At 67.7% G+C, this 20,842-nt stretch carries 17 protein-coding genes; 5 read left to right on the forward strand and 12 right to left on the reverse strand.

The features are described 5' to 3' along the window. Nucleotides 1-35: 35 nt before the first annotated feature. From BLW27_RS16525 to BLW27_RS16535, 3 genes are all read right to left on the reverse strand, one after another. A complete protein-coding gene (locus tag BLW27_RS16525) occupies nt 36-2,327 on the reverse strand; it encodes a right-handed parallel beta-helix repeat-containing protein (protein ID WP_089884963.1) in 2,292 nt (763 codons plus the stop codon). 130 nt (nt 2,328-2,457) lie between these two features. Then, nucleotides 2,458-2,874 carry a DUF4864 domain-containing protein gene (locus BLW27_RS16530; protein WP_089884965.1) on the reverse strand — a complete coding sequence of 139 codons (417 nt, stop codon included), beginning with the start codon at nt 2,872-2,874 and terminating at the stop codon, nt 2,458-2,460. Between the two features lie 73 nt (nt 2,875-2,947). After that, nucleotides 2,948-4,531 (reverse strand): lysine--tRNA ligase, encoded by a 1,584-nt coding sequence (locus BLW27_RS16535; RefSeq protein ID WP_089884967.1) that lies wholly within the window; start codon nt 4,529-4,531, stop codon nt 2,948-2,950. Nucleotides 4,532-4,665: 134 nt separating this feature from the next. Between BLW27_RS16535 and BLW27_RS16540 the strand changes: the two genes are divergently transcribed. Next, nucleotides 4,666-5,088, forward strand: a complete 423-nt coding sequence (locus tag BLW27_RS16540) for a tellurite resistance TerB family protein (RefSeq protein ID WP_089884969.1) — start codon at nt 4,666-4,668, stop codon at nt 5,086-5,088. Between the two features lie 91 nt (nt 5,089-5,179). Here the strand turns inward: BLW27_RS16540 and dacB are convergent, their stop codons facing one another. Both dacB and BLW27_RS16550 read right to left on the reverse strand, forming a co-directional pair. Then, nucleotides 5,180-6,667, reverse strand: a complete 1,488-nt coding sequence (dacB, locus tag BLW27_RS16545; RefSeq protein ID WP_089884971.1) for a D-alanyl-D-alanine carboxypeptidase/D-alanyl-D-alanine endopeptidase — start codon at nt 6,665-6,667, stop codon at nt 5,180-5,182. A gap of 62 nt (nt 6,668-6,729) precedes the next feature. After that, nucleotides 6,730-7,338 carry a nicotinate-nucleotide adenylyltransferase gene (locus BLW27_RS16550; RefSeq protein WP_425429303.1) on the reverse strand — a complete coding sequence of 203 codons (609 nt, stop codon included), beginning with the start codon at nt 7,336-7,338 and terminating at the stop codon, nt 6,730-6,732. Between the two features lie 104 nt (nt 7,339-7,442). Here BLW27_RS16550 and ettA point away from each other — a divergent pair, with 104 nt between their 5' ends. Next, nucleotides 7,443-9,098 (forward strand): energy-dependent translational throttle protein EttA, encoded by a 1,656-nt coding sequence (ettA, locus tag BLW27_RS16555; RefSeq protein WP_089884975.1) that lies wholly within the window; start codon nt 7,443-7,445, stop codon nt 9,096-9,098. A 3-nt stretch (nt 9,099-9,101) separates the two neighbouring features. On the opposite strand, the gene BLW27_RS20870 is transcribed toward ettA, so the two are convergent. Beyond that, the gene (locus BLW27_RS20870) at nt 9,102-9,773 is read right to left on the reverse strand and encodes a hypothetical protein (protein WP_143042314.1); all 672 of its coding nucleotides are present in this window, start codon (nt 9,771-9,773) and stop codon (nt 9,102-9,104) included. An 867-nt stretch (nt 9,774-10,640) separates the two neighbouring features. Between BLW27_RS20870 and BLW27_RS16565 the strand changes: the two genes are divergently transcribed. Further along, on the forward strand, nt 10,641-10,847 hold the full coding sequence (locus tag BLW27_RS16565) for a cold-shock protein (protein ID WP_089884979.1): 207 nt from the start codon (nt 10,641-10,643) through the stop codon (nt 10,845-10,847). Between the two features lie 88 nt (nt 10,848-10,935). Further along, nucleotides 10,936-11,634: an NAD-dependent deacylase gene (locus tag BLW27_RS16570; protein ID WP_089884981.1), complete on the forward strand. Its 699-nt coding sequence runs from the start codon at nt 10,936-10,938 to the stop codon at nt 11,632-11,634. A gap of 1 nt (nt 11,635) precedes the next feature. Here the strand turns inward: BLW27_RS16570 and BLW27_RS16575 are convergent, their stop codons facing one another. The 3 genes from BLW27_RS16575 to meaB form a co-directional block, all read right to left on the reverse strand. Continuing rightward, nucleotides 11,636-12,097, reverse strand: a complete 462-nt coding sequence (locus BLW27_RS16575) for a copper chaperone PCu(A)C (protein ID WP_342708082.1) — start codon at nt 12,095-12,097, stop codon at nt 11,636-11,638. Between the two features lie 176 nt (nt 12,098-12,273). After that, nucleotides 12,274-12,561, reverse strand: coding sequence for a 50S ribosomal protein L28 (gene rpmB, locus BLW27_RS16580; RefSeq protein ID WP_089884983.1), 288 nt, complete (start codon nt 12,559-12,561; stop codon nt 12,274-12,276). Nucleotides 12,562-12,678: 117 nt separating this feature from the next. Next, complete coding sequence (meaB, locus tag BLW27_RS16585) at nt 12,679-13,707, reverse strand: methylmalonyl Co-A mutase-associated GTPase MeaB (RefSeq protein ID WP_089884985.1); 1,029 nt, start codon at nt 13,705-13,707, stop codon at nt 12,679-12,681. Nucleotides 13,708-13,785: 78 nt separating this feature from the next. Between meaB and hrpB the strand changes: the two genes are divergently transcribed. Continuing rightward, complete coding sequence (gene hrpB, locus BLW27_RS16590) at nt 13,786-16,230, forward strand: ATP-dependent helicase HrpB (RefSeq protein WP_089885022.1); 2,445 nt, start codon at nt 13,786-13,788, stop codon at nt 16,228-16,230. Between the two features lie 15 nt (nt 16,231-16,245). Here hrpB and BLW27_RS16595 read toward each other — a convergent pair whose 3' ends face one another. Genes BLW27_RS16595 through BLW27_RS16605 form a run of 3 tightly spaced genes read right to left on the reverse strand, consistent with a single transcriptional unit; the run spans nt 16,246 to nt 20,647 of the window. Next, complete coding sequence (locus BLW27_RS16595; RefSeq protein ID WP_089884987.1) at nt 16,246-17,568, reverse strand: aspartate aminotransferase family protein; 1,323 nt, start codon at nt 17,566-17,568, stop codon at nt 16,246-16,248. Continuing rightward, a complete protein-coding gene (locus BLW27_RS16600; protein ID WP_089884989.1) occupies nt 17,568-17,993 on the reverse strand; it encodes a universal stress protein in 426 nt (141 codons plus the stop codon). Before BLW27_RS16600 ends, BLW27_RS16595 begins: the two co-directional genes overlap by 1 nt. Before the next feature lie 11 nt (nt 17,994-18,004). Further along, the gene (locus BLW27_RS16605; protein ID WP_089884991.1) at nt 18,005-20,647 is read right to left on the reverse strand and encodes a TRAP transporter permease; all 2,643 of its coding nucleotides are present in this window, start codon (nt 20,645-20,647) and stop codon (nt 18,005-18,007) included. Nucleotides 20,648-20,842 lie beyond the last annotated feature (195 nt).

Consider the following 20,842-nt stretch of genomic DNA (forward strand, 5'->3'; position numbering starts at 1 on the left):
CGGAAACTCCCCGGGGGCCCACCGGACGGATGACCTCAGACGTCCATCCGCACCCGCAGCGTGACCGCGCCCTGCATCGCCTCGGGCCAGGTCAGCTGGACCGCGTTCTGCGACGCGCCGGCGCGGACGCTGGCATAGGGCATGTGGTGACGCACCGCGTTGGACCCGGTGCGCGAAGGACCGCGCGTCACGACGCTCTCGACCTCCATCGCGTAGCCGTCGAAGGGCAGCGCGGCGCCCGTCTCGACCTGCCAGACCGACGCGGCGCTGTTCTGCGCGTGCTGGACCAACAGCGGATTGGCCGAGGCAAGATGCACGTTGTGATACGTGTTGCCGCTGAAATGCACGCTGCGCATGCTGGCAAGGTCCAGCGGCGCGAACGACGTGTCCACCCGCTCGGCCCGGTCGATCACGATCCCGGTGGACCGGAACGTGTTGCCCGTCACATTCATGCCGTAGATCCGGTGGCCCGAGCCGTAGGGCTTGACCACGATGAACGAGAACCAGGTCGGCACGTTCGAGCACAGCATCACGTTGTTCGTGATCGACAGGCCGGCAAAGCCCCAGCCGCCGGTGAAGTCCGGGTCGGGCTCGCGCTCGTTCGTCCACTCGATGAAGCAGTTGTCGACGTAGTTGCCGGTGATCTGCGTGTTGCAGGCGCGCAGGCACAGCACGATCCCCGCGCTGCGCAACCCGCTCGATGCCGGGTCGCCCTGGAAGAAGTGGTTGCCCGAGATGATGTTGTGCGCGCCGCTGATCACCGCGAAATGGCGGAACTGGCTGGCGCGGTTGTTGCGGATCTTCACGTCGTTGGCGTTGACGTTGAACCCGATCGTGTAGCGGTCCTGCGTCAGCTTGTCGGGCTCCCAGCTGATGAACTGGTTGTGGTCGATCAGAAGCCCCTGGCACCCTTCCCCGTGCGAGCTGATGCCGCGATGGCCGGGACGGTTGAACACGCAGTTGCGGATCACGTTCACCACCCCCGACGGCGGCAGCAGCACGCCCGAGGCCACCTCCGAGCACTGGAACTCGACGTCGTCGATCTCGAACTTGTCCAGCCGGTCGAACCCGCTCAGGTCCAGCAGGTACTTGAACCGGGTGAAGGTGTAGGTCTGGGTGCCCTGCGCGTCCGACAGCGGCTGCGACAGGCCGACCTCGCGGGCGCCCACGTTGACCGAGCGCACGTAGACCTCGCGGCCTACGCCCGCGCCTTCCACAAGGCTGCCCACGGGGATGTTGGCGATGTTGGCCACGTTGGTCAGCCGCCAGCGGTTCGAGGCGGCATAGCTGGCCTGGCTGGTGACCACCGTCGGGTTCCAGGCCGCGCTGGTTTCCGCCCGGATCTGGCCGTTGCGCAGCACCCGGCGCTGCGCGTAGCTCGACCGGTTGGGCACGGCGGCGCGCAAGTCGATCGGCTCGAACACCGACACGCGGCGCCCGCCCATGTCCAGGCTCTCGTGGTCGGAATTGTTCATCAGCGCCTGCAGCGCCTTCTTCAGCGCCAGCGCCTCGTCGCCGCCGAAGGCGTCGATGTATTTCGGCAGGTCGTAGTCCTTGGTCAGCGACAGGATCGCCGCGTCGGGCATGGTCACGCGGCCTTCGAACTGTACGCGGCTGTCGAGCGTGACCGATTGCGCCAGGCGGTAGGTGCCCTTCGACACCAGCACCCGGCGCCCGCGCGCGGCCTGGTCGGCTGCCTCGAAGGCTGCGCTGTCGTCGGTGGAGCCGTCGCCGATGGCGCCGAAGTCGCGCACGTCGACCCAGTCCATCATCTCGCGGTGGAAGACCGAGGTCACGTCCTCGATCCGGATGTCGTCGACGCGGACGACGCCGCCGTTCGGTCCCGTCAGGTCGAACCCGAAATGGCCGAACGCCGCCTGCGGCCCCCAGACCAGGTCGACGCCTCGCCGCGCGCCCGCGCCGACGATGGCGCTGACCTCGTAGATCTGCCCGTAGCGCGCGATCGTCACCGGCTGCGCCCTCGTGGCGACGCCGGTGACCGTGCTGTCGTTCGCCTGCACCGGACGACCGGCGATCGCGATGGTCGGAAGCGCGCCGGCGATCGCCTTGATCCGCACCGTCACCCGCAGATAGCAACCCGCCGGGATCGGCGTCTGTCCCATGAAGCGCAGCCGCTGCGTCTGGTCCAGCTTCTGGATCTCGAGGCAGCCGCCGAAATCCGCATCGGCCGGCACGAAGGCCGCGCCGGAGAAATACGCGTAGGTGTCCGAGCCCGGCGAGCCGTCGCTGCGCGACCACTGGTTCAGCGTGTCGCTCGAAAACGCCGGCGGCATGAAGACCAGACCTTCGGTGACTGCCTTGTTCATCGCTATCCCTTTCATCAAATGGGCGCGCAGGCCCCGCTTGGGAAAAGGATGTAGCGATCGCGGCTTAACGCGCCCTGCGGCCACCGTGCGCAGGGGTGTTGCGCGGCAGGGCGCCAAGGTCATGCCCGGGTCAGGCGCTCAGGCCCGGCGCCTCGACGATGCGGACGCCGGCGATCAGCCAGCCTTCCCCGGTCCGCGTCATGCGGTATTCCAGCCAGTGCTCGACGCCCGCCGCGTCGGTCACGATGACCGTCTGCGCCACGCCGCCCGGCAGGTCGACAAGATCGCCGAAGCGCAGGTCCTCGGGGCGCCAGACCATCGGGTAGCCGTTGCGCACCATCGCTCCGAAATTATCGGGGGTCTGGAACATCCCCTGGATCGACGGCGCGGAATAGCCGAAGGCCGTCTCGAGGTCGTCGCGCAGGAAGGCGTCGATCTGGCTCTGGATCGTGGCCTCGATCCCGGGCTCGGGCGGCAGGACATCCTGCGCCCGCACCGCCCCCACCAGCGCCAATGCCGCGACCAGCCCCAACAGCGTCTGTCTCATGCGTGTCTCTCCCGGTTTGCCCAAAGGTAAGCCGGGAGAGACACGCGTCAAAACCGCGCGAAGTTTCAGGCGATCACGCCGAGGCGAGCCGCCCTTCCAGCGCCACCTCGATCAGCGACGCCGTCTCGGCCACGCCGTAAAGCGCGATGAACCCGCCGAAGCGCGGGCCCTGGCTCTGGCCCAGCAGCACCTCGTAGAGCGTCCTGAACCAGTCGCGCAGCGGGTCGTAGCCGTGCTCCTTGCCGACGGCGAAGACCAGCGTCTGCAGCATCTCGTCGTCCTGCGGTCCCCCATGGGTGCGCAGCCGCGCGGCCAGGTCCGACAGCGCCGCGCGCTCGGCCTCGGTGGGCGCGCGGTAGGTCTTGGAAGGCTTCACGAAGTCCTCGTAGTACTTCACCGCAAAGCCCGCCGCCTGGTCGAGGTCGGGATGCGTCTCGGGCGAGGCATCGGGCGCATAGCGGCGGATGAAGCCCCACAGCGCGTCCTTGTCCTCGGCCCCCGCCGCGCTGGCGAGGTTCAGCAGCATCGAGAACGGCACCACCATGCGGCTTTCCGGCGGGTTGCCGTTGTGGATGTGCCAGACCGGGTTGTTCACCCGCGCCGCGATGTCCTGCCCCTCGTAGGCGCGCAGCTGCTGGTGGTACTCGTCCACCGCCTTGGGGATCACGTCCCAGCTCAGCCGCTTGGCGGTGCGCGGCTTGAGGAACATGTAATAGCTCAGCGACTCCGTCGAGGCATAGGTCAGCCATTCGTCGATGGTCAGCCCGTTGCCCTTCGACTTGGAGATCTTCTCGCCGTTCTCGTCGAGGAACAGCTCGTAGGTGAAATGCTCGGGCGGGCGCACGCCCAAGGCCTTGCAGATCCCGTCGTAGATCGGCGTGTTGGTGCTGTGATCCTTGCCGTACATCTCGAAATCGACGCCCAGCGCGGCCCAGCGCGCGCCGAAATCGGGCTTCCACTGCAGCTTCACGTTTCCGCCGGTCACCGGCAGCGTCCACTCGCGCCCGGTCTCGTCGTCGAACGTGATCTCGCCCTTGGCGGCATCCACGTGCTTCATCGGCACGTACAGCACGCGGCCGGTTTCGGGGTGGATCGGCAGGAAGATCGAATAGGTCTTGCGTCGCTCGTCGCGCAAGCTCTTCAGCATGATCTCCATCAGCGCGTCGTAGCGTTCCGCGGCGCGCACCAGCACCTCGTCGAACTGCCCCGAGGCATAGAACTCGGTCGCGCTGATGAACTCGTACTCGAACCCGAACGTGTCAAGGAACCGCCGCAGCATCGCGTTGTTGTGGTGGCCGAAACTGTCATGCGTGCCGAACGGGTCCGGCACGCTGGTCAGCGGCTTCTGCAGGTGCGTGCGCAGCATGTCCGGGTCGGGCACGTTTTCGGGCACCTTGCGCATCCCGTCCAGGTCGTCCGAGAAGCAGATCAGCCGCGTCGGGATGTCGCTGATCGTCTCGAAGGCGCGGCGGATCATCGTCGTCCGCGCGACCTCGCCGAAGGTGCCGATATGCGGCAGGCCCGACGGGCCGTAGCCCGTCTCGAACAGCACGTAGCCCTTCTCGGGCGGCGCCGCCTCGTAGCGTTTCAGGATCCGGCGCGCTTCTTCGAAGGGCCAGGCCTTGGCGCTCATGCCTGCGTCGCGCAGTTCGGACATCCCGTTCACTCCTAAGGGGGGTTCAGGCGGGCTTCCTATTGCCGCGCAGGGGCCGCGTCAATAAACAGCGCGTGACGCAAGGGCCCGGCCGCCACACGCATGGGCAAAGCCCGGCCAGCAACAAGGGGATTGCCATGACCGACCTCCAAGACCCGCTCAGCCCGCAGGACTGCCTGGTCGCGCTGATGATCGTCGTCTCGGCCTCGGACGAGACGATGCGCACGACCGAACTGCTCAAGATCGACACGGCCGTCAGGACGCTGCCGATCTTCGGCGCCTACGATCCCGACCGGGTGCGCGCGGTCTCGACCCTGGTCATGCAGCTTCTGGCCCGCGAGGACGGGCTCGACGCCCTGTTCAACCTGCTGCGCCGCGACCTGCCCCAGCGCCTGTACGAGACCGCCTACGCGCTGGCCTGCGACGTGGCCGCAGCCGACGGCACCCTGGCCGATGCCGAGCTTCGCCTGCTCGAGGAAATCCGCTACGAGCTCGAACTCGACCGGCTTCACGCCGCCGCGATCGAGCGCGGCGCCCGCGCCCGCCACATGCACGGCTGAGGCGCGCGGCCGACTGGACGTGGCAGGGGCTCTGCCCCGCCGCCCCCCCGGGATTCGGGGAAAGAAGAAACGCGGAACGCCGTGCGCCGCCTCAGGCGTAAAGCGCGCTCCAGCGTTCGATCAGCGCCTGTTGAAGCCATTTGGCGCGTCGGTTCCACGCGCGCCCACCCTCCGGCCGCTCCAGCTCCTCGCGCGACAGGGTGGCACGGTGGTCGAGGTCGGCCACGAAGATGGCAAAGACCAGCTCGTCGCCCCCCTTCGGCTCGACATAGCCCGCCAGGCCGCTGACGAAGTTCAGCGTGCCGGTCTTCGCCTTGACCACGATCGGGTGGCTGGGCATCGGTCGACCAGCCTCGTCGCGCAACGTGAATTCCTTCAGCAGCGGCTGGATCACTTCGTCGACGTGCAGCGCCTGCAGCGCCACCATCATGTCCTCGGCCGAGATGCGGCTTTCGTCGCCCAGCCCCGAATGGTCGACCAGCGCGATCGTGTGCATCCCGAAGCGGTCGCGCGCCCAGGCGTTCATCGCCTCGGCCGAGGCGTGCAGGCTTTCGGGCGCGCGGCCAGTCATTTGCTTGGTCGCCGCCATGCCCACCAGTTCGGCGGTGATGTTGGTCGACCATTCCAGCATGTCGCCCAGGATGTTGCGCAGCGGCGCGCTGTCGTGCGCGGCCAGCAGCACGCCCGCTGGCAGGTCCTCGACCGGTTCAGGGGCGGGCAGCGCCATCCCGGCAGCGATCGCCACCGCCTGGAACGCCTCGCCTGCATAGATTTCCGGGCGCCGCACCGGAAGCCAGCGGCTGCCGCCATCGCCCAGCGCGCCGCGCGCGACCGTCCATTCGTCGCGGCCCTCTACCTCCTCGTAGGTGTAGACCGGGCCGGCGCGGTCCGCCGCGCTGATCCGCGCCACCTGCACCGCCGGGCGGTAATTGGCAGAATGCGCGCCCAGGCTCAGGTCGTAATCCCCGCCCGCGCGCTCCCATTTGAAATGCACGCGGTTGTAGTTCAGGTTTAGCCCCGACACGGATGGATTGTAGGCCAGGTGCTCGGGCTGGATCGGGTCGATCGCGCGCTCCGTGGGCAGCGCGCCACCCCAGACCAGGAACCGCCCGGACACGCCGGTGATGCCCTGCCCGACCAGCTCGCCCGCAAGCGCGCCCAGCGCGTCGGTGTCCAGCGTCGGATCGCCGCCCCCCGCCAGCACCAGGTCGCCCTCGACCACGCCGTCCTTGACAGGCCCGGTGGCGATGACGCGCGTGACGAAGCGGTGATCCGCTCCCAGATGCTCCAGTGCGTAGGCCGCCGTTATCGCCTTGGCGACACTGGCGGGCGCCAGCGCAAGCGCCCCGTTGTGCGACTCGAGCAGCCGGCCGCTTTCCGCGTCGGCCACGGCACAGCTGACCTGCCCCGTCAGGCCCGAGCGTTCGATCAGTTCGTCGATTCCCGGCGGCGGCGGCGGCGGCACCGACCCGGGGCGCGGGACCGGGCGCGACGAGTCCTGCGGCGCGGCGGCGCGGGCCGCGATGGGCACCGAAGCCAGCGCGGCGACGAAGGCCCGGCGAGAGATGTGGCGTGTCATGACGGCGATCTAAGCGCACCCGGGCAGGTTCGACAACCACATCCCGAAAAGGTGACGCGGCGCTAGGGTGTTGCGCCGCGACGCGCCGCGCGGATCTCGCTCGACGACAGGCCGATCAGCGGCACAGTCACGTAGCACCAGGCCGGCGGCTCCTGCAGCGGCAGCAGCCGCGACGCGCTTGCCGGGATCCGCGCGCCCCGGAGGATCCGCGCCGCCGGAGCCCGGCCCGCCACCAGCCCGTGCCCGGGTCGCGCCAGTACCCCCACCGGCATCATCTGCACGATCCTGCGCCAGCGCGCCCAGCGGTCGAACTGCGCCAGGTTGTCCGCCCCCATCAGCCACACGAACCGCACGCCCGGGCAGCGCTCCACCAGTCGCGCCAGAGTGTCCGCCGTCATCCGCGTGCCAAGCTCGGCCTCGATCCCGCTCACCTGCACGCGCGGATGCAAGGCGACCGCCCGCGCCTGCGCGATCCGCACGTCCAGCGGCGCCGGCGGGTTCGCCTTCAGCGGGTTGCCCGGGCTCACCAGCAGGATCACCCGGTCCAGCCCGAACCGCCGCAGCGCCTCGCGCGCGATGTGCACGTGCCCCGCATGGACCGGATCGAACGACCCGCCCAGCAGCCCCACGCGCATCCCCGCGCGCAAATCCCGTATCGGCTCGTCCACCATGCGCCCCGGATACCGCGCCGCCCGCGCCCGCCGCAAGGTGATTGCCCCGCGCGCGCCCCTTCGGTATCAGTCGCCCCCAACCCAGCCCTCAGGAGTCCGGCCCAATGGCATCGTACAAGTTCGTCTACCACATGGATGGCGTCTCCAAGACCTACCCCGGTGGCAAGAAGGTGTTCGAGGACGTCCGCCTGAACTTCCTCCCCGGCGTCAAGATCGGCGTCGTCGGCGTCAACGGCGCCGGCAAGTCCTCGCTCATGCGGATCATGGCCGGCATCGACAAGGACTTCCAGGGCGAGGCCTGGGCCGCCGAGGGGGCGCGCATCGGCTACCTCAGCCAGGAACCCAAGCTCGACGAGACCAAGACCGTGCGCGAGAACGTCATGGAAGGCGTCGCCGCCAAGAAGGCCAAGCTCGACCGCTTCAACGAGCTCGCCATGAACTACTCGGACGAGACCGCCGACGAGATGGCGCAGCTTCAGGACGAGATCGATTCGCAGGACCTGTGGGACCTCGACAGCCAGATCGACGTCGCGATGGAGGCCCTGCGCTGCCCGCCCGACGACGCCGACGTCACCACCCTGTCGGGGGGCGAGATCCGCCGCGTCGCGCTGTGCAAGCTGCTGCTCGACGCGCCCGACATGCTGCTGCTGGACGAGCCGACCAACCACCTCGACGCGGAAACTATCGCCTGGCTGCAGAACCACCTGGTCGAGTACAAGGGCACGATCCTGATCATCACCCACGACCGGTATTTCCTCGACGACATCACCGGCTGGATCCTCGAACTCGACCGCGGCCGCGGCATCCCGTACGAGGGCAATTATTCCGCCTGGCTGGAACAGAAGGCCAAGCGGCTGGCGCAGGAAGCGCGCGAGGACAAGGCCAAGCAGAAGACGCTGGAACGCGAACTCGACTGGATGCGCCAGGGCGCCAAGGCCCGTCAGGCGAAGTCCAAGGCCCGCATCCAGAACTACAACGAACTCGCCAACCAGACCGAGCGCGAGAAACTCGCCCGCGCGCAGATCATCATCCCCAACGGCCAGCGCCTCGGCAACAAGGTGATCGAGGTCGAGAACCTCGCCAAGCACATGGGCGACAAGCAGCTGATCGAGGACCTGTCCTTCAGCCTGCCCCCCGGCGGCATCGTCGGCGTGATTGGCCCCAACGGCGCGGGCAAGTCCACGCTGTTCAAGATGCTGACCGGCAAGGAAAAGCCCGACGCCGGCACGATCGAGTACGGCGACACGGTCGACCTGTCCTATGTCGACCAGTCGCGCGACGACCTCGCGCCCGACGACACCGTGTGGCAGGCGATCACCGGCGGCGCCGAGGTCATCAAGCTGGGCGACGCCGAGATGAACTCCCGCGCCTATTGCTCGGCCTTCAACTTCAAGGGCGGCGACCAGCAAAAGAAGGTGGGCCTCCTGTCGGGGGGCGAGCGCAACCGCGTCCACATGGCCCGCCTGCTGAAATCCGGCGGCAACGTCATCCTGCTCGACGAACCGACAAACGACCTCGACGTGGAGACCCTGCGCGCGCTGGAAGACGCCCTCGTCGACTTCGCCGGCTGCGCCGTGGTCATCTCGCACGACCGCTTCTTCCTCGACCGCATCTGCACGCATATCCTTGCATTTGAAGGCGAAGCCCACGTGGAATGGTTCGAGGGCGGATTCTCGGACTACGAGGAAGACAAGAAGCGCCGCCTTGGCCCCGACGCCGTCGAGCCGAAGCGGGTGAAGTTCAAGAAGTTTGCGCGGTGACGTTCAAGAGGCTCCATTGCCAAGAAAATCAACCACGTTCTTGGCGATGTCTGATTGGCCAATTCTGTCGATTGCATCAGTGGTCCGCGCGGCAGCCTGCACAGCGCGGCCACCTTGCGACAGCTTATTCTTTAACTTTTCCCAGTACTTGGGCTCGGCTTCCTTAATGGCACCGCCCTTCATTGCTAGGGCGCCTATCATTTCCTGAATTTTCCGCTCAGCATATTCAGGCCCAAAAACGTCGATCCCATCCAAGATGGTCGCTACATTGCTCAATATGCCGTAAAGATACTCTCGAATTTCTACGGGTGCATCCATCGCACCCAACTGCTCGGCCATTTTCCTTAGGTCGCTTGCAATACCGTTGAGTTCCGGGTTCTCCAGCATTCTAAAATGGCCAGAAAGCGTCGCATGGACGGCCAGCAATTCGTTTAGAACTTCTGCCTTTAGAATGCTCCCTCTCGCATTTTTAACAGGCTGATTGACGCCGCCTAAATTTCCAAGGCCCTTAAACTGTTTGAACCGCTCTCTTACAAACCTCTTCGTTTCTTCGTCAGCATCTATTTTCGCGATTTGATCATTAATCTCCCGCACAATTCGTGCCAATACGCCAGCTGCTTCAATGTCACTATCTTCCCCATTGAGGCCGAGAACTGATGCGGCCGCTTTGGCCACGGTCTCTTCCTCTGGCTTATAAGTGGAGACTTCTTTCAAGACAGCTCGAAGTTTAGATGCAGAAGTATCCAATGCGACCTCGTCGACAGCTTGCCCTACAAATGTGGCTGCAAATCAATCGGAGATAACTAGAGAACTCAAGAGAAAAAGAACTTAAGGGCAAACCACATCGCCGGCATCGCTGACGAAGATAGGCACTACGCAACTAGAGCATTCATAGCACGAGCCGGGTGCAACATCGCTCTTCAACTCGATTATTCGTTTACTTTGCATGCTGCGCGGACTGGGCACCCACCGGGAACCCAGTCCCGTCTCTCATATCTTTCGCTTCGCCGTGCGAACCGCGCTCTGTGCCGCCCGCGCCTTGGGGCTGGCGGTGCGGCCGGGGGTGCGGCGACGGCGGCGCATTGCGCCGGTCAGGGTGCGGATCAGTCGCTGTAGCATCTCGAACCTCCTTGGGCTGATGTGTCCCCCTCTCAACGCAGGCCGCCCCCGATTGTTCACCCGCGCGGCGCGGGTGGTCCCGATCCCGGAATCAACCGTCGGAATCGGCCCCTTTCCGCCCGCCCGCCAAGGTGCCTTAACGGCACGCACGGTGCCGCCCGGACGACGCCCAAGGATTGACAGATCGTGAATCCGCTTCTTCAAGTCATTGATTTTACTGGGCCGAAAAGATGTCCCACCGTGGGACACCCCCGTTTCAAGATATCTTGCCCGGTCGAAAACAACCTGTCATACTGAACCCGCTATGTTACCACTATCGCCTATCCTGTCCGCCGATCCGGCGACGGAGCAACCGATACTGCTCTGACTACGCCGCGCCGCTGCACTACTGCGAGCGGGAAGACACTGACAGGAGATCTCACGATGGCCACCGGCACCGTGAAATGGTTCAACACCACCAAAGGCTACGGCTTCATCGCGCCCGACTCGGGCGGCAAGGACGTATTCGTCCACATCTCGGCGGTCGAGCGTTCGGGCCTCACCGGCCTCGCCGACAACCAGAAGGTCACGTTCGACCTGCAGGCCGGCCGTGACGGCCGCGAAAGCGCGACCAACATCGAGCTGGCATAAGCCACCCCTCGCCCAGCGCGACTGAATTCCCGGTCCGGCCGCCCCGCGCTGCCGGGCCTTTTCTTTTCCCGCCGCCCACGAGGCCCCGATGCCCGACCGGATCGTCATCCTGACCGGCGCCGGCCTGTCCGCCGAAAGCGGCCTCGGCACCTTCCGCGACAAGGGCGGCATCTGGACCCGCCACCGGATCGAGGACGTCGCCACCCCCGACGCCTTCGCCCGCGACCCCGACCGCGTCCACGCCTTCTACAACGAACGCCGCGCCCAGGCCGCCGCCGCGCGACCCAACGCGGCTCACGTGGCCCTGGCCCGCCTGCAGGCGCAGCATCCCGGCTCGGTCACCATCGTGACCCAGAACGTCGACGCTCTGCACGAACGCGCCGGCGCCACCGCGATCCACATGCACGGAGAGCTCGGCCGCGCGAAGTGCCATGCCTGCGATCACCGCTGGCCCGCCCCGCCCGCCATGCGCCACGACGATTCCTGCCCCGCCTGCGACGCCCGTGCCACGCGCCCCGACGTGGTCTGGTTCGGCGAGATGCCCTATCACATGGACGAGATCGCGCGGCACCTGCTGTCCTGCGACCTCTTCGCGGCGATCGGCACCTCGGGCAACGTCTATCCCGCCGCCGGCTTCGTGCAGGAGGCCGCCCGCGCAGGCGCCCGCAAGGTCGAACTCAATCTCGAACTCACCGAGCTGTCGGACTTGTTCGACGACCGGCTGACCGGCCCCGCCTCAAAAATCGTGCCGGACTGGGTCGAGGCGGTGCTCGCCCCGATGCGCTAGGTCAGTCGTGCGCCATGCCGGAATGGTCGGCGACGCGCTTGAGATCGACGGGAACCTCGATCTTCCTTTCGCCCGCGTTTTCGAACACGAGCGTCAGGGCGAACGTGTCGCCTTGCTTCAGGTCGCGGGTTAATCCCATCATCATCACGTGATCACCTCCGCGCTGCAGTGCATGCTGCCCGCCGGCGGGAATGACGATGCCCTCTTCGACGTGAACCATGCGCACGACCCCGTCGCCTTCGGCGCGGTGGGTGTGTAGTTCGACCCTCTCGGCCACGTCCGACAAGACCTCGACCAGGCGGTCGTCGGTCTCGCCGGTGTTCCCGATCACCATGAAGGCCGCGCCCGTCGGCGCACCGGGCATGGTGCTGCGGGCATAGGCGTCAGTCACGACAATTTCGGCCCAGGCCGGGCTTGCCACGGTGAGCGCAAGCGCACCGGCGGAAAGAATCTTGGTCAGCATCATAACGCCCTTGAACTGGTAGCCGTGCAGTGTGCGGCTGGCGCGGCCGCTTTCGATGCGGGCCCCGGCACCCGTCGGAAGGTTGCTTCTACCCAACCGAGCGCAGCGCAACCCCGCAACGCAAACGGCCCTGCGGCGCATCACCACAGGGCCGAGATATTCGCCGGAGCGACGGATCAGGCCTCGGCCTGCGCCTTCGTCAGCTCTTTCTTGACCTTCAACGCGCGGTCGGACAGCTCGGTGTCCTTCGCCTTCAACAGGAACTTGTCGAGCCCACCGCGGTGATCGACCGAGCGCAGCGCGTGGGCCGAGATGCGCAGCTTGATGCCGCGGCCCAGCGCCTCGGACTGCAGCGTGACATCGTTCAGGTTCGGCAGGAAACGCCGGCGGGTGCGGTTGTTGGCATGGCTGACATTGTTGCCGACCACGGGCCCTTTTCCGGTCAGTTCGCAGACACGCGACATGGGATCATCCTCGTTTTTCTTCGGGCAGCGGGCATGGTCCCGCGCAACCAATATGCAGGGCCGCCTGATGGCGCCCGGAATCTCGTCGCGCTTCTCTAGACGCGGCCGGTGCGGGCGTCAAGCCTTGGGGGAAGGCGATTGCGGGTCGTCCGGCGCCCGGTCGGCAAGGCCCAGCTGCAGGTACTGAATAAGCAGTTCCTCGGCCGCGGCGGTGGGCGTGATCGCGCCCTCGGCCACCTGACGGCCGAGCGTCGCCATCGCGCCGCGCACCGGCTCGCGCTTGAGACGGGCCAGCAGGCCTTCCCGGACCTCGGCCTCGAACCAGAACCGGGCCTGGTCGGCGCGGCGGGCGGCGAAATGCCCGGCCTCGCGGCGCCAATCGGCCAGCGCCTGCATCTCGGACCAAGCCTTGTCCAGCCCCGCGTGTTCGACCGCCGAGACGGTCATCGCCTTGGGGAAGCCCTGCGGGTCCTGCGCCCGCTTGCGCAGCAACCGCAGGGCTCCTGCGTAATCGGCACAAGTGCGCGTCGCGGTGGCGCGCAGGTCGCCGTCGGCCTTGTTGACCAGCAGGATGTCCGCGATCTCCATGATGCCGCGCTTGACCCCCTGCAGTTCATCCCCGCCGCCCGGCGCGAGTAGCAGCAGGAACAGGTCCGCCATCTCGGCCACCATGGTCTCTGACTGGCCGACGCCGACGGTTTCCACCAGCACCACGTGGAAGCCCGCGGCCTCGCACAGGTCGATCGCCTCGCGCGTGCGGCGGGCGACGCCGCCCAGCTGGCTTTGCGCCGGCGACGGGCGGATAAACGCGTTCGGGTCGCGTGACAGGTGCTCCATCCGCGTCTTGTCGCCCAGGATCGAGCCGCCCGACCGTGCCGAGCTTGGATCGACCGCCAGCACCGCGACGCGCAACCCCTGTCCGGTCAGCATAAGGCCGAACGCCTCGATGAAGGTCGATTTGCCCACGCCGGGCGTGCCCGACAACCCGATGCGCAGCGCCTGCGCCGGCCGGTCCTTCAGGCGCTCCAGCAGCGCCGTGGCGTCAGCGCGATGATCCGCGCGCCCGCTTTCCACCAGCGTGATGGCGCGCGCCAGCGCGCGGCGTTCGCCCGCCTCGATGCGGGTCGCGAGATCCTCGATATCCATGCCCTTGGGATGCCCCGCGCGTGGGCCGAAGTCCAGCCCGGCTGGCCAAGCCCGACGCGCTGCCGCATAACGCGCCCCATGCGCCTGCCCATCGACAACGCCCTGCCCGCCCTGCTCGACGCGCTCCGCGCGCGCGGCCGTGCCGTGCTGCAGGCGCCGCCCGGTGCGGGCAAGACGACGCGCGTTCCGCTGGCGATGCTGGACGCCGGGCTGGTGCAGGGCCGCATCGTGATGCTCGAGCCGCGCCGCATCGCCGCGCGCACCGCCGCCGCCCGGATGGCGGAGACGCTGGGTGATGATCTCGGCCAGACCGTCGGCTACCGCATCCGGGGCGAGGCGAAGGTGTCGAAGGCCACCCGGATCGAGGTCGTCACCGAGGGCATCCTGACCCGCATGATCCAGTCCGACCCCGAGCTCCCCGGCATCGGCGCGGTCATCTTCGACGAGTTCCACGAACGCTCGCTCAACGCGGATCTGGGGCTGGCGCTGTGCCTCGAGATTGCGGGCGCGTTGCGCGACGACCTGATGCTGCTGACGATGTCCGCGACGCTGGATGCCGAGCCGGTGGGCGCGCTGATGGACGCGCCGGTGGTGACGTCCGAAGGCCGCGCCTTCCCGGTCGACACGCGCTGGCTCGACCGGCCCGTCGCCAAGGGTGCGCGCTTCGAGGCCGCCATGGCCGACCTAATCGTTCAGGCGCTGGCCGAGACCGAAGGCGGCGTGCTGGCCTTCCTGCCCGGCGAGGGCGAGATTCGCCGCACCGAGGCCGCGCTGAAGGGTCGCCTGCCTGCCGGCGTGCGCCTGCGGCCGCTCTTCGGCGCCCTGCCCTTCAAGGACCAGCGCGCCGCGATCCGCCCCGAGCCGGAGGAGCGAAAACTGGTGCTCGCCACCGCCATCGCCGAAACCTCGCTGACGATCGAGGATGTGCGCGTGGTGGTCGATGGCGGCCGGGCGCGGCGGGCGCGCTTCGACCCGGGTGCCGGCATGTCACGGCTGGTGACCGAACGCGTGACGCGGGCCGAGGCGACGCAGCGCGCCGGCAGGGCGGGCCGCGTCGCGCCGGGCGTGGCCTACAGGCTTTGGACAAGGGGCGAGGACGGCGCGCTGGCCGCGTTCCCCCCGGCCGAGGTCGAAGCGGCCGACCTCGCACCGCTCGCGCTGGAACTGGCGGTGTGGGGTGCCACGCCCGAGCAGCTGAACTTTCCCACGCCGCCGCCCGAGGGCGCCTTCGCCGAGGCGCGCGCGCTGCTGACGATGCTGGGCGCGCTCGACGAAGGAGGGCTGATCACGCCGCGCGGAAAGCGCCTGGCCACGCTGCCGCTGCACCCCCGCCTGGCGCATATGCTGACCGAGGTCGGACCCGACGCCGCGCCGCTGGCTGCCCTGCTGTCCGAACGCGACCCCCTGCGCGGCGCACCCGCCGACCTGTCGCTGCGGCTCGAGGCGCTGCGCGATCCGCGCCGCTATGCCGAGACGCGCCCGCACGCGATGGACTGGGCCGGGATCGAGCGCATTCGGACGGAGGCCAAACGCCTCACCAAGGCCGCCGGGCCGGGCATCCGCCCCGGCCTGTCGCCGGCCGAGATGGCGGCGCTGGCCTATCCCGACCGGATCGGGTTGCGGCGCAAAGGCGATGCGGCGCGCTTCCAGCTTTCCGGCGGCAAGGGCGCCTGCATGGACGATGCCGACCCACTGGCCGGCGCGCGGTTGATCGTGGTGACCGACACCGACGGCAACCCCCGTGAGGCGCGCATCCGGCAGGCGATCGAGATCCCGCTTTCGGCGGTACGAGCGTTGTTCCCCGACCGGATCGGCTGGATGGACGTCTGCGAGTGGTCGCGCCGCGACCGCCGCGTGATCGCGCGTCAGCAGGAACGGCTGGGCGCCATCGCTCTTGACGACCGGATCTGGGCCGACGCGCCGCCCGAGGCACTTTCGCGCGCCATGCTTGACGGCGTCCGGTTGCTGGGCCTGTCGCCCGGCGACAGGGCGCGCCGCTTCATGGCGCGCGTGGCGCTGGCCCGCGGCGGCGGGTTCGACCTGCCGGACCTGTCCGAGCCCGCGCTGATGGCAACGCTCGAGGGCTGGCTGCTACCCTTCCTTTGCGGCATCGCCACCGCCGAGCAGTGGAAACGCTTCGACATCCTGACCGCGCTCGAGGCGCAGTTGGACTTCGCGCAACGGCAGGCGCTGGACGCATCGGTGCCCGGCAGCTTCACCACGCCGCTGGGCCGGAAAATCCCCATCGACTATTCGGGCGACGAACCCGAGATAGCCCTGCGCCTGCAGGAGCTGTTTGGCCAGACCACGCATCCGCAGGTCGCCGGGCGCCCGCTGAAGATCACCCTGCTGTCGCCTGCGCAACGCCCGGTGCAGGTGACGATGGACCTGCCGGGGTTCTGGGCCGGGTCCTATGTCGACGTGCGCAAGGACATGCGCGCCCGCTATCCGCGCCACCCCTGGCCCGAGGACCCGACACAGGCGGACCCGACCCTGCGCGCGAAACGGCGGGACCGGTCCTGAAGGCGGCCTCGTCGATCACCCCAGCGCGGTCTCGACCGCGCGGCCCAGCTTGTCGGTCAGCTCGTCGATCTGGTCGTCCTCGATGATGTAGGGCGGCGCGATCAGCACGTGGTCGCCCTTGCGTCCGTCGACCGTGCCGCCGGCTGGGTAGCAGATCAGGCCTTCGCTCATCACGGCGGCCTTCACTTTGGCATTGATCTTGCGGGCGGGATCGAAGGGCTCTTTCGTCCCGCGATCCTCGACGATCTCGATGGCGCGGAACAGGCCACGGCCGCGAATGTCGCCCACATGCGGATGCTGCCCGAAGCGGGCGCGCAGCGCGGCGTCCAGCACCGCACCTTTCTCTCTCACGCGAGGCAGCAGCCCGCGATCCAGGATCGCGCGGATCGCGGCGCCCCCCGCGGCGGCAGCCAGCGGATGGCCGTGATAGGTGTGCCCGTGCTGGAAACTTCCCGACCCTTGCGCGATCGCGTCGTGGATCGCGGCGCTGCACAGCATGGCGCCGATCGGCATGTATCCCGCGCCTAGCCCCTTGGCGATGGTCACGATATCGGGCGAAATGCCGTCCTGTTCGCAGGCAAAGAGCGTGCCGGTGCGCCCCATGCCACACATGACCTCGTCGAGGATCAGCAACACGCCGTGACGGCCGCAGATCTCGCGGATGCGTTTGAAATAGCCCTCGACCGCCGGGACGGCCCCGGCGGTGGCGCCGACCACCGGCTCGGCGATGAAGGCCATGACGCTTTCGGGACCGAGGCGCTCGATCTCGGCCTCCAGCTCGTTTGCGGTGCGCAGACCGTAGGCCTCGGCGCTCTCGGCGTCCTCGCGGAAGCGGTATTCGTAGCAGGGCGCGATGTGCGACGTCTCGACCAGCAGCGGCGCGTATTTCTCGCGCCGCCAGGCGTTTCCTCCGGCGGCCAGCGCGCCCAGCGTGTTGCCGTGGTAGCTCTGCTGCCGGGCGATGACCCGGTGCCGGCCGGGCTGCCCGATCTCGAGGAAATACTGTCGCGCGAGCTTGATCGCGGCCTCGACGGCCTCGGAGCCTCCGGACAGCAGGTAGACCTTGTCGATGCCTTCGGGCGCGTTCTCGACCAGCAGGTCGGCCAGCGCCTCGGCGGGCTCGGACGTGAAGAACCCGGTATGGGCAAAGGCCAGCCGGTCAAGCTGGGCATGCACCGCGGCGCGCACGTCCGGATCCGAGTGGCCAAGGCAGGACACCGCCGCCCCGCCCGAGCCGTCGAGCCAAGCACGCCCGTTTGCATCGAAAATATAGCACCCCTCGCCCCGCACCGCGGTGGGCAGCGGCGCCGAGCTGCGGCCGAAGACGTGCCCTCCCATCAGCCGCGCACCACGAACACGGATTGCCGAGCGTGCCGGACCACCCGCGCGGCATTCGGGCCCAGCAGATAATCCGACAGCTCCGGGCGGTGCGAGGCCAACACGATGGCGTCGACGTTCAGCTTTTCGCCGGCCTTGATGATCTCGTCGTATACGCGGCCGTGCAGGACATGCGGATGCACCTCGACCCCTTCCGGGACATGCGCGTCGACCCAGGCGGCCAGATGCGAGCCCATCTCGTGGAGCGCGCCTTCCTCGTAGCCCTCGCGGAAGAAGCTGCCGACGACAGACATGCCGAAATCCGGCAGGACCGTGGCAACGTGCAGGACGATGTCGTCGCCCCCCAGACGCAATGCAGCCGGAAGGGCGGCGGCCCAGGTGGTTTCGTCCGACAGGTCGATCGGCAGAAGGATGGTGTTGAACATCGGTGCGATCCTCAGAAGGCCGGCTTGGTCTGGCGACGGCGCTGCAACACGATCACGAGGGCCAGCAGCAGCAGCGCGGGAATGTAGAAAACCTGCGCGGGCAGCCTGTCGCGCGGCACCTGCACCTGCCCCAGCCGGACAGGCTCCTCGGCGTAGAAGTCGAAATTGCCCAGCTTCTCGGCGGCCTCGGTCCCGAACATGGGCTCGTCCAGCCGCACGGTGTCGCCCTCGGGCATCAGCAGAAGCCCTGAATTGGCGATCCGCTCCTGCGCGCTGTCGCCCTCGGCGAACATGACCAGCGTTGTCTCGGCCACCGTGCCGGTGTTGAAGTCCGGCCCCTCGATCCGAAGGCGCAGGCGCGTTCCCTCGGGGACTTCGGCCAGGACCTGTTCGAACTGCGCCGGCGGTACCTCCTCGAAGCGCGGCTGCACCATGTCCAGCCAAACGTTCGGCACGAAGAACGTGAAGGCCACCAGCAGCAGCGCAGCGCTTTCAAAGATCCGCGACCGGGCCAGAAAATAGCCCTGCGTCGCCGCCGCGAACAGCAACATGGCGAAGGTGGCGACCACAAAAACGAAGACCGCCTCGCCAATGCCGGCCCAGGTGCCCAGGTCGACGCCGTACAGGATCAGCGTGGGATTGTAGATGAACAGGAAGGGCAGCGCCACGGTGCGAAGGCTGTAGAAGAACGCCGTGAAGCCGGTCTTGATCGGGTCGCCGCCAGATACCGCGGCGGCAGCGAAACTGGCCAGCCCCACCGGCGGCGTCACGTCCGCCATGATGCCGAAGTAGAACACGAACAGGTGCGCGGCGATCAGCGGCACGATCAAGCCTTCCTGCGCGCCCAGGCTGACCACCACGGACGCCATCAGCGACGACACGACGATGTAGTTCGCCGTCGTCGGCAGCCCCATCCCGAGGACCAGAGAGAACAGCCCGATCAGCACCAGCATCAGGAAAAGGATCCCGAAGGACAGTTGCTCGACCAGGCCGGCAAGCTCGGTCCCGATGGGCGTCTTGGTCACCGTGGCGACGATGATGCCCGCCGCCGCCGTGGCCACGCCGATGCCAATCATGTTCCGCGCGCCCGCGATGAGACCGTCGATCAAGTCGATGAAACCGTTCCTGATCTCTGCTCCCAAGGCGCCCCCTTCACCACGGAACAGCTCCTTGAGCGGGCGCTGCGTGACGATGATGAACAGCATGAGAGACGTGGCGTAGAACGCTGATTTCGCCGGACTTTGCCGCTCCACCATCAGGAACCAGACCAGCACCAGGATCGGCAGGATGTAGTGCAGTCCCGTGGCGTAGACCTCGGCCACGGTGGGTAGCTTGATCTCGGGATCGTTCGGATCGTCGACCTCCAGATCGGGGCGCCGCGCTGCGATGGCGACCAGCAGGACATAGACACCCAGCAGCACCGCGATCGAGATCGGCGCGGCGAGCGACGGCAGCGCCGCCTCGAGCGCGTTCATCGCGTAGATCAGCACGGTGAAGCCCGCGCCCGCCACGGCGAAGCCCACGAAGAACTTCAGGATCATCAGCGGAAAGCTCTTGGCCTTCCCCAGCGCCGGCATGTCCTTCTTCAGCGCCTCGAGATGCACGATGTAGACCAGCGCGATGTACGAGATGACCGCCGGTATGAAGGCGTGCTTGATGACCTCCAGATAGCTGATACCGATGAACTCGACCATCAGGAAGGCGGCCGCGCCCATGACCGGAGGCATGATCTGCCCGTTGACCGAGGACGCGACCTCGACCGATCCAGCCTGCTCGCTGGTGAAGCCTACGCGCTTCATCAGCGGGATGGTGAAGGTGCCGGTGGTGACCACGTTGGCGATCGACGAGCCGGAGATAAGGCCGGTCATCGCGCTGCCGACCACCGCGGCCTTGGCCGGCCCGCCGCGCAGGTGGCCAAGGCCCGCGAAGGCCAACTTGATGAAGTAGTTGCCGGCCCCGGCCTTGTCGAGCAGCGAACCGAACAACACGAAGAGGAACACGAAAGCTGTTGAAACGCCGAGCGGAATGCCGAACACGCCCGCCGTGTCCAGCCACTGCGCGTTGATCAGCGCGGTGAAGCTCAGGCCCTCGTGCTCGATCAGTTCCGGGATCAGCCAGCCGGTCCCCATGTAGGCGTAGAGCAGGAAAAGCGCGCCCACGATCGTCAGCGCGGGGCCGAGCGCGCGACGCGACGCCTCGAGCAACACGACTAGCCCGATCGCGCCGACCCAGACCTGGAACTCGGTCGGCAGGCCCGACCGCGCGGTCATCGCCAGCGTGTCGGATGCCAGGAAGACGTAGAATGCGCAGAACCCGCCGATCGCTGCCAGCGCCCAGTCGACCAGCGGAATGCGATGGCGCGGAGAAGACGTGAAAGCCGGATAGGCCAGGAACGCCAGAACCATCGCAAAGGTCAGGTGGATCGGCCGCGTCTGCGACGAGTTGAGCGCGGGCAGGTACTCGGCGAACCAAAGCTGGGGCTGTGCGATCCAGAGCTGGAAAAGCGACCACGCCAGCGCCAGCCCGGCGATCAGCAGCGCGACCGGACGCGAGGACGGGCTGCGCGCCCCGCTGTCGCTGGAAGTGACGAGATCCTGCAGGTCCTCGTCCGTGAAATGGCGACCCGATCCGCCGGCCTCGTTCCGTTCGCTCATCCCGGCTCCCCTGCACTGCGGCCGGACCTTGACCGCCGCCGTCCCGTTCCCCTGCGCCCGGCGCCTTGTCCCAGCCCCGGCCTGGTCATGCAGGGGCCGCGCATCGGCCCCCGATTCGAGCCGCCGCGGCGGCCTGACTGGCAGATGGGGGCCGCCGGTCGGCAGCCCCCTGTTCGCGTGCGGACCGCCGAGAGC

The sequence above is a fragment of the Citreimonas salinaria genome (assembly GCF_900107235.1).
GTDB lineage: Bacteria > Pseudomonadota > Alphaproteobacteria > Rhodobacterales > Rhodobacteraceae > Citreimonas > Citreimonas salinaria.

Coding starts and splice junctions, on each gene's coding strand:
- BLW27_RS16525 (WP_089884963.1), bottom strand. CDS start 2,327: ATGAACAAGGCAGTCACCGAAGGTCTGGTCTTCATGCCGCCGGCGTTT.
- BLW27_RS16530 (WP_089884965.1), bottom strand. CDS start 2,874: ATGAGACAGACGCTGTTGGGGCTGGTCGCGGCATTGGCGCTGGTGGGG.
- BLW27_RS16535 (WP_089884967.1), bottom strand. CDS start 4,531: ATGTCCGAACTGCGCGACGCAGGCATGAGCGCCAAGGCCTGGCCCTTC.
- BLW27_RS16540 (WP_089884969.1), top strand. CDS start 4,666: ATGACCGACCTCCAAGACCCGCTCAGCCCGCAGGACTGCCTGGTCGCG.
- dacB (WP_089884971.1), bottom strand. CDS start 6,667: ATGACACGCCACATCTCTCGCCGGGCCTTCGTCGCCGCGCTGGCTTCG.
- BLW27_RS16550 (WP_425429303.1), bottom strand. CDS start 7,338: ATGGTGGACGAGCCGATACGGGATTTGCGCGCGGGGATGCGCGTGGGG.
- ettA (WP_089884975.1), top strand. CDS start 7,443: ATGGCATCGTACAAGTTCGTCTACCACATGGATGGCGTCTCCAAGACC.
- BLW27_RS16565 (WP_089884979.1), top strand. CDS start 10,641: ATGGCCACCGGCACCGTGAAATGGTTCAACACCACCAAAGGCTACGGC.
- BLW27_RS16570 (WP_089884981.1), top strand. CDS start 10,936: ATGCCCGACCGGATCGTCATCCTGACCGGCGCCGGCCTGTCCGCCGAA.
- BLW27_RS16575 (WP_342708082.1), bottom strand. CDS start 12,097: ATGCTGACCAAGATTCTTTCCGCCGGTGCGCTTGCGCTCACCGTGGCA.
- rpmB (WP_089884983.1), bottom strand. CDS start 12,561: ATGTCGCGTGTCTGCGAACTGACCGGAAAAGGGCCCGTGGTCGGCAAC.
- meaB (WP_089884985.1), bottom strand. CDS start 13,707: ATGGATATCGAGGATCTCGCGACCCGCATCGAGGCGGGCGAACGCCGC.
- hrpB (WP_089885022.1), top strand. CDS start 13,786: ATGCGCCTGCCCATCGACAACGCCCTGCCCGCCCTGCTCGACGCGCTC.
- BLW27_RS16595 (WP_089884987.1), bottom strand. CDS start 17,568: ATGGGAGGGCACGTCTTCGGCCGCAGCTCGGCGCCGCTGCCCACCGCG.
- BLW27_RS16600 (WP_089884989.1), bottom strand. CDS start 17,993: ATGTTCAACACCATCCTTCTGCCGATCGACCTGTCGGACGAAACCACC.
- BLW27_RS16605 (WP_089884991.1), bottom strand. CDS start 20,647: ATGAGCGAACGGAACGAGGCCGGCGGATCGGGTCGCCATTTCACGGAC.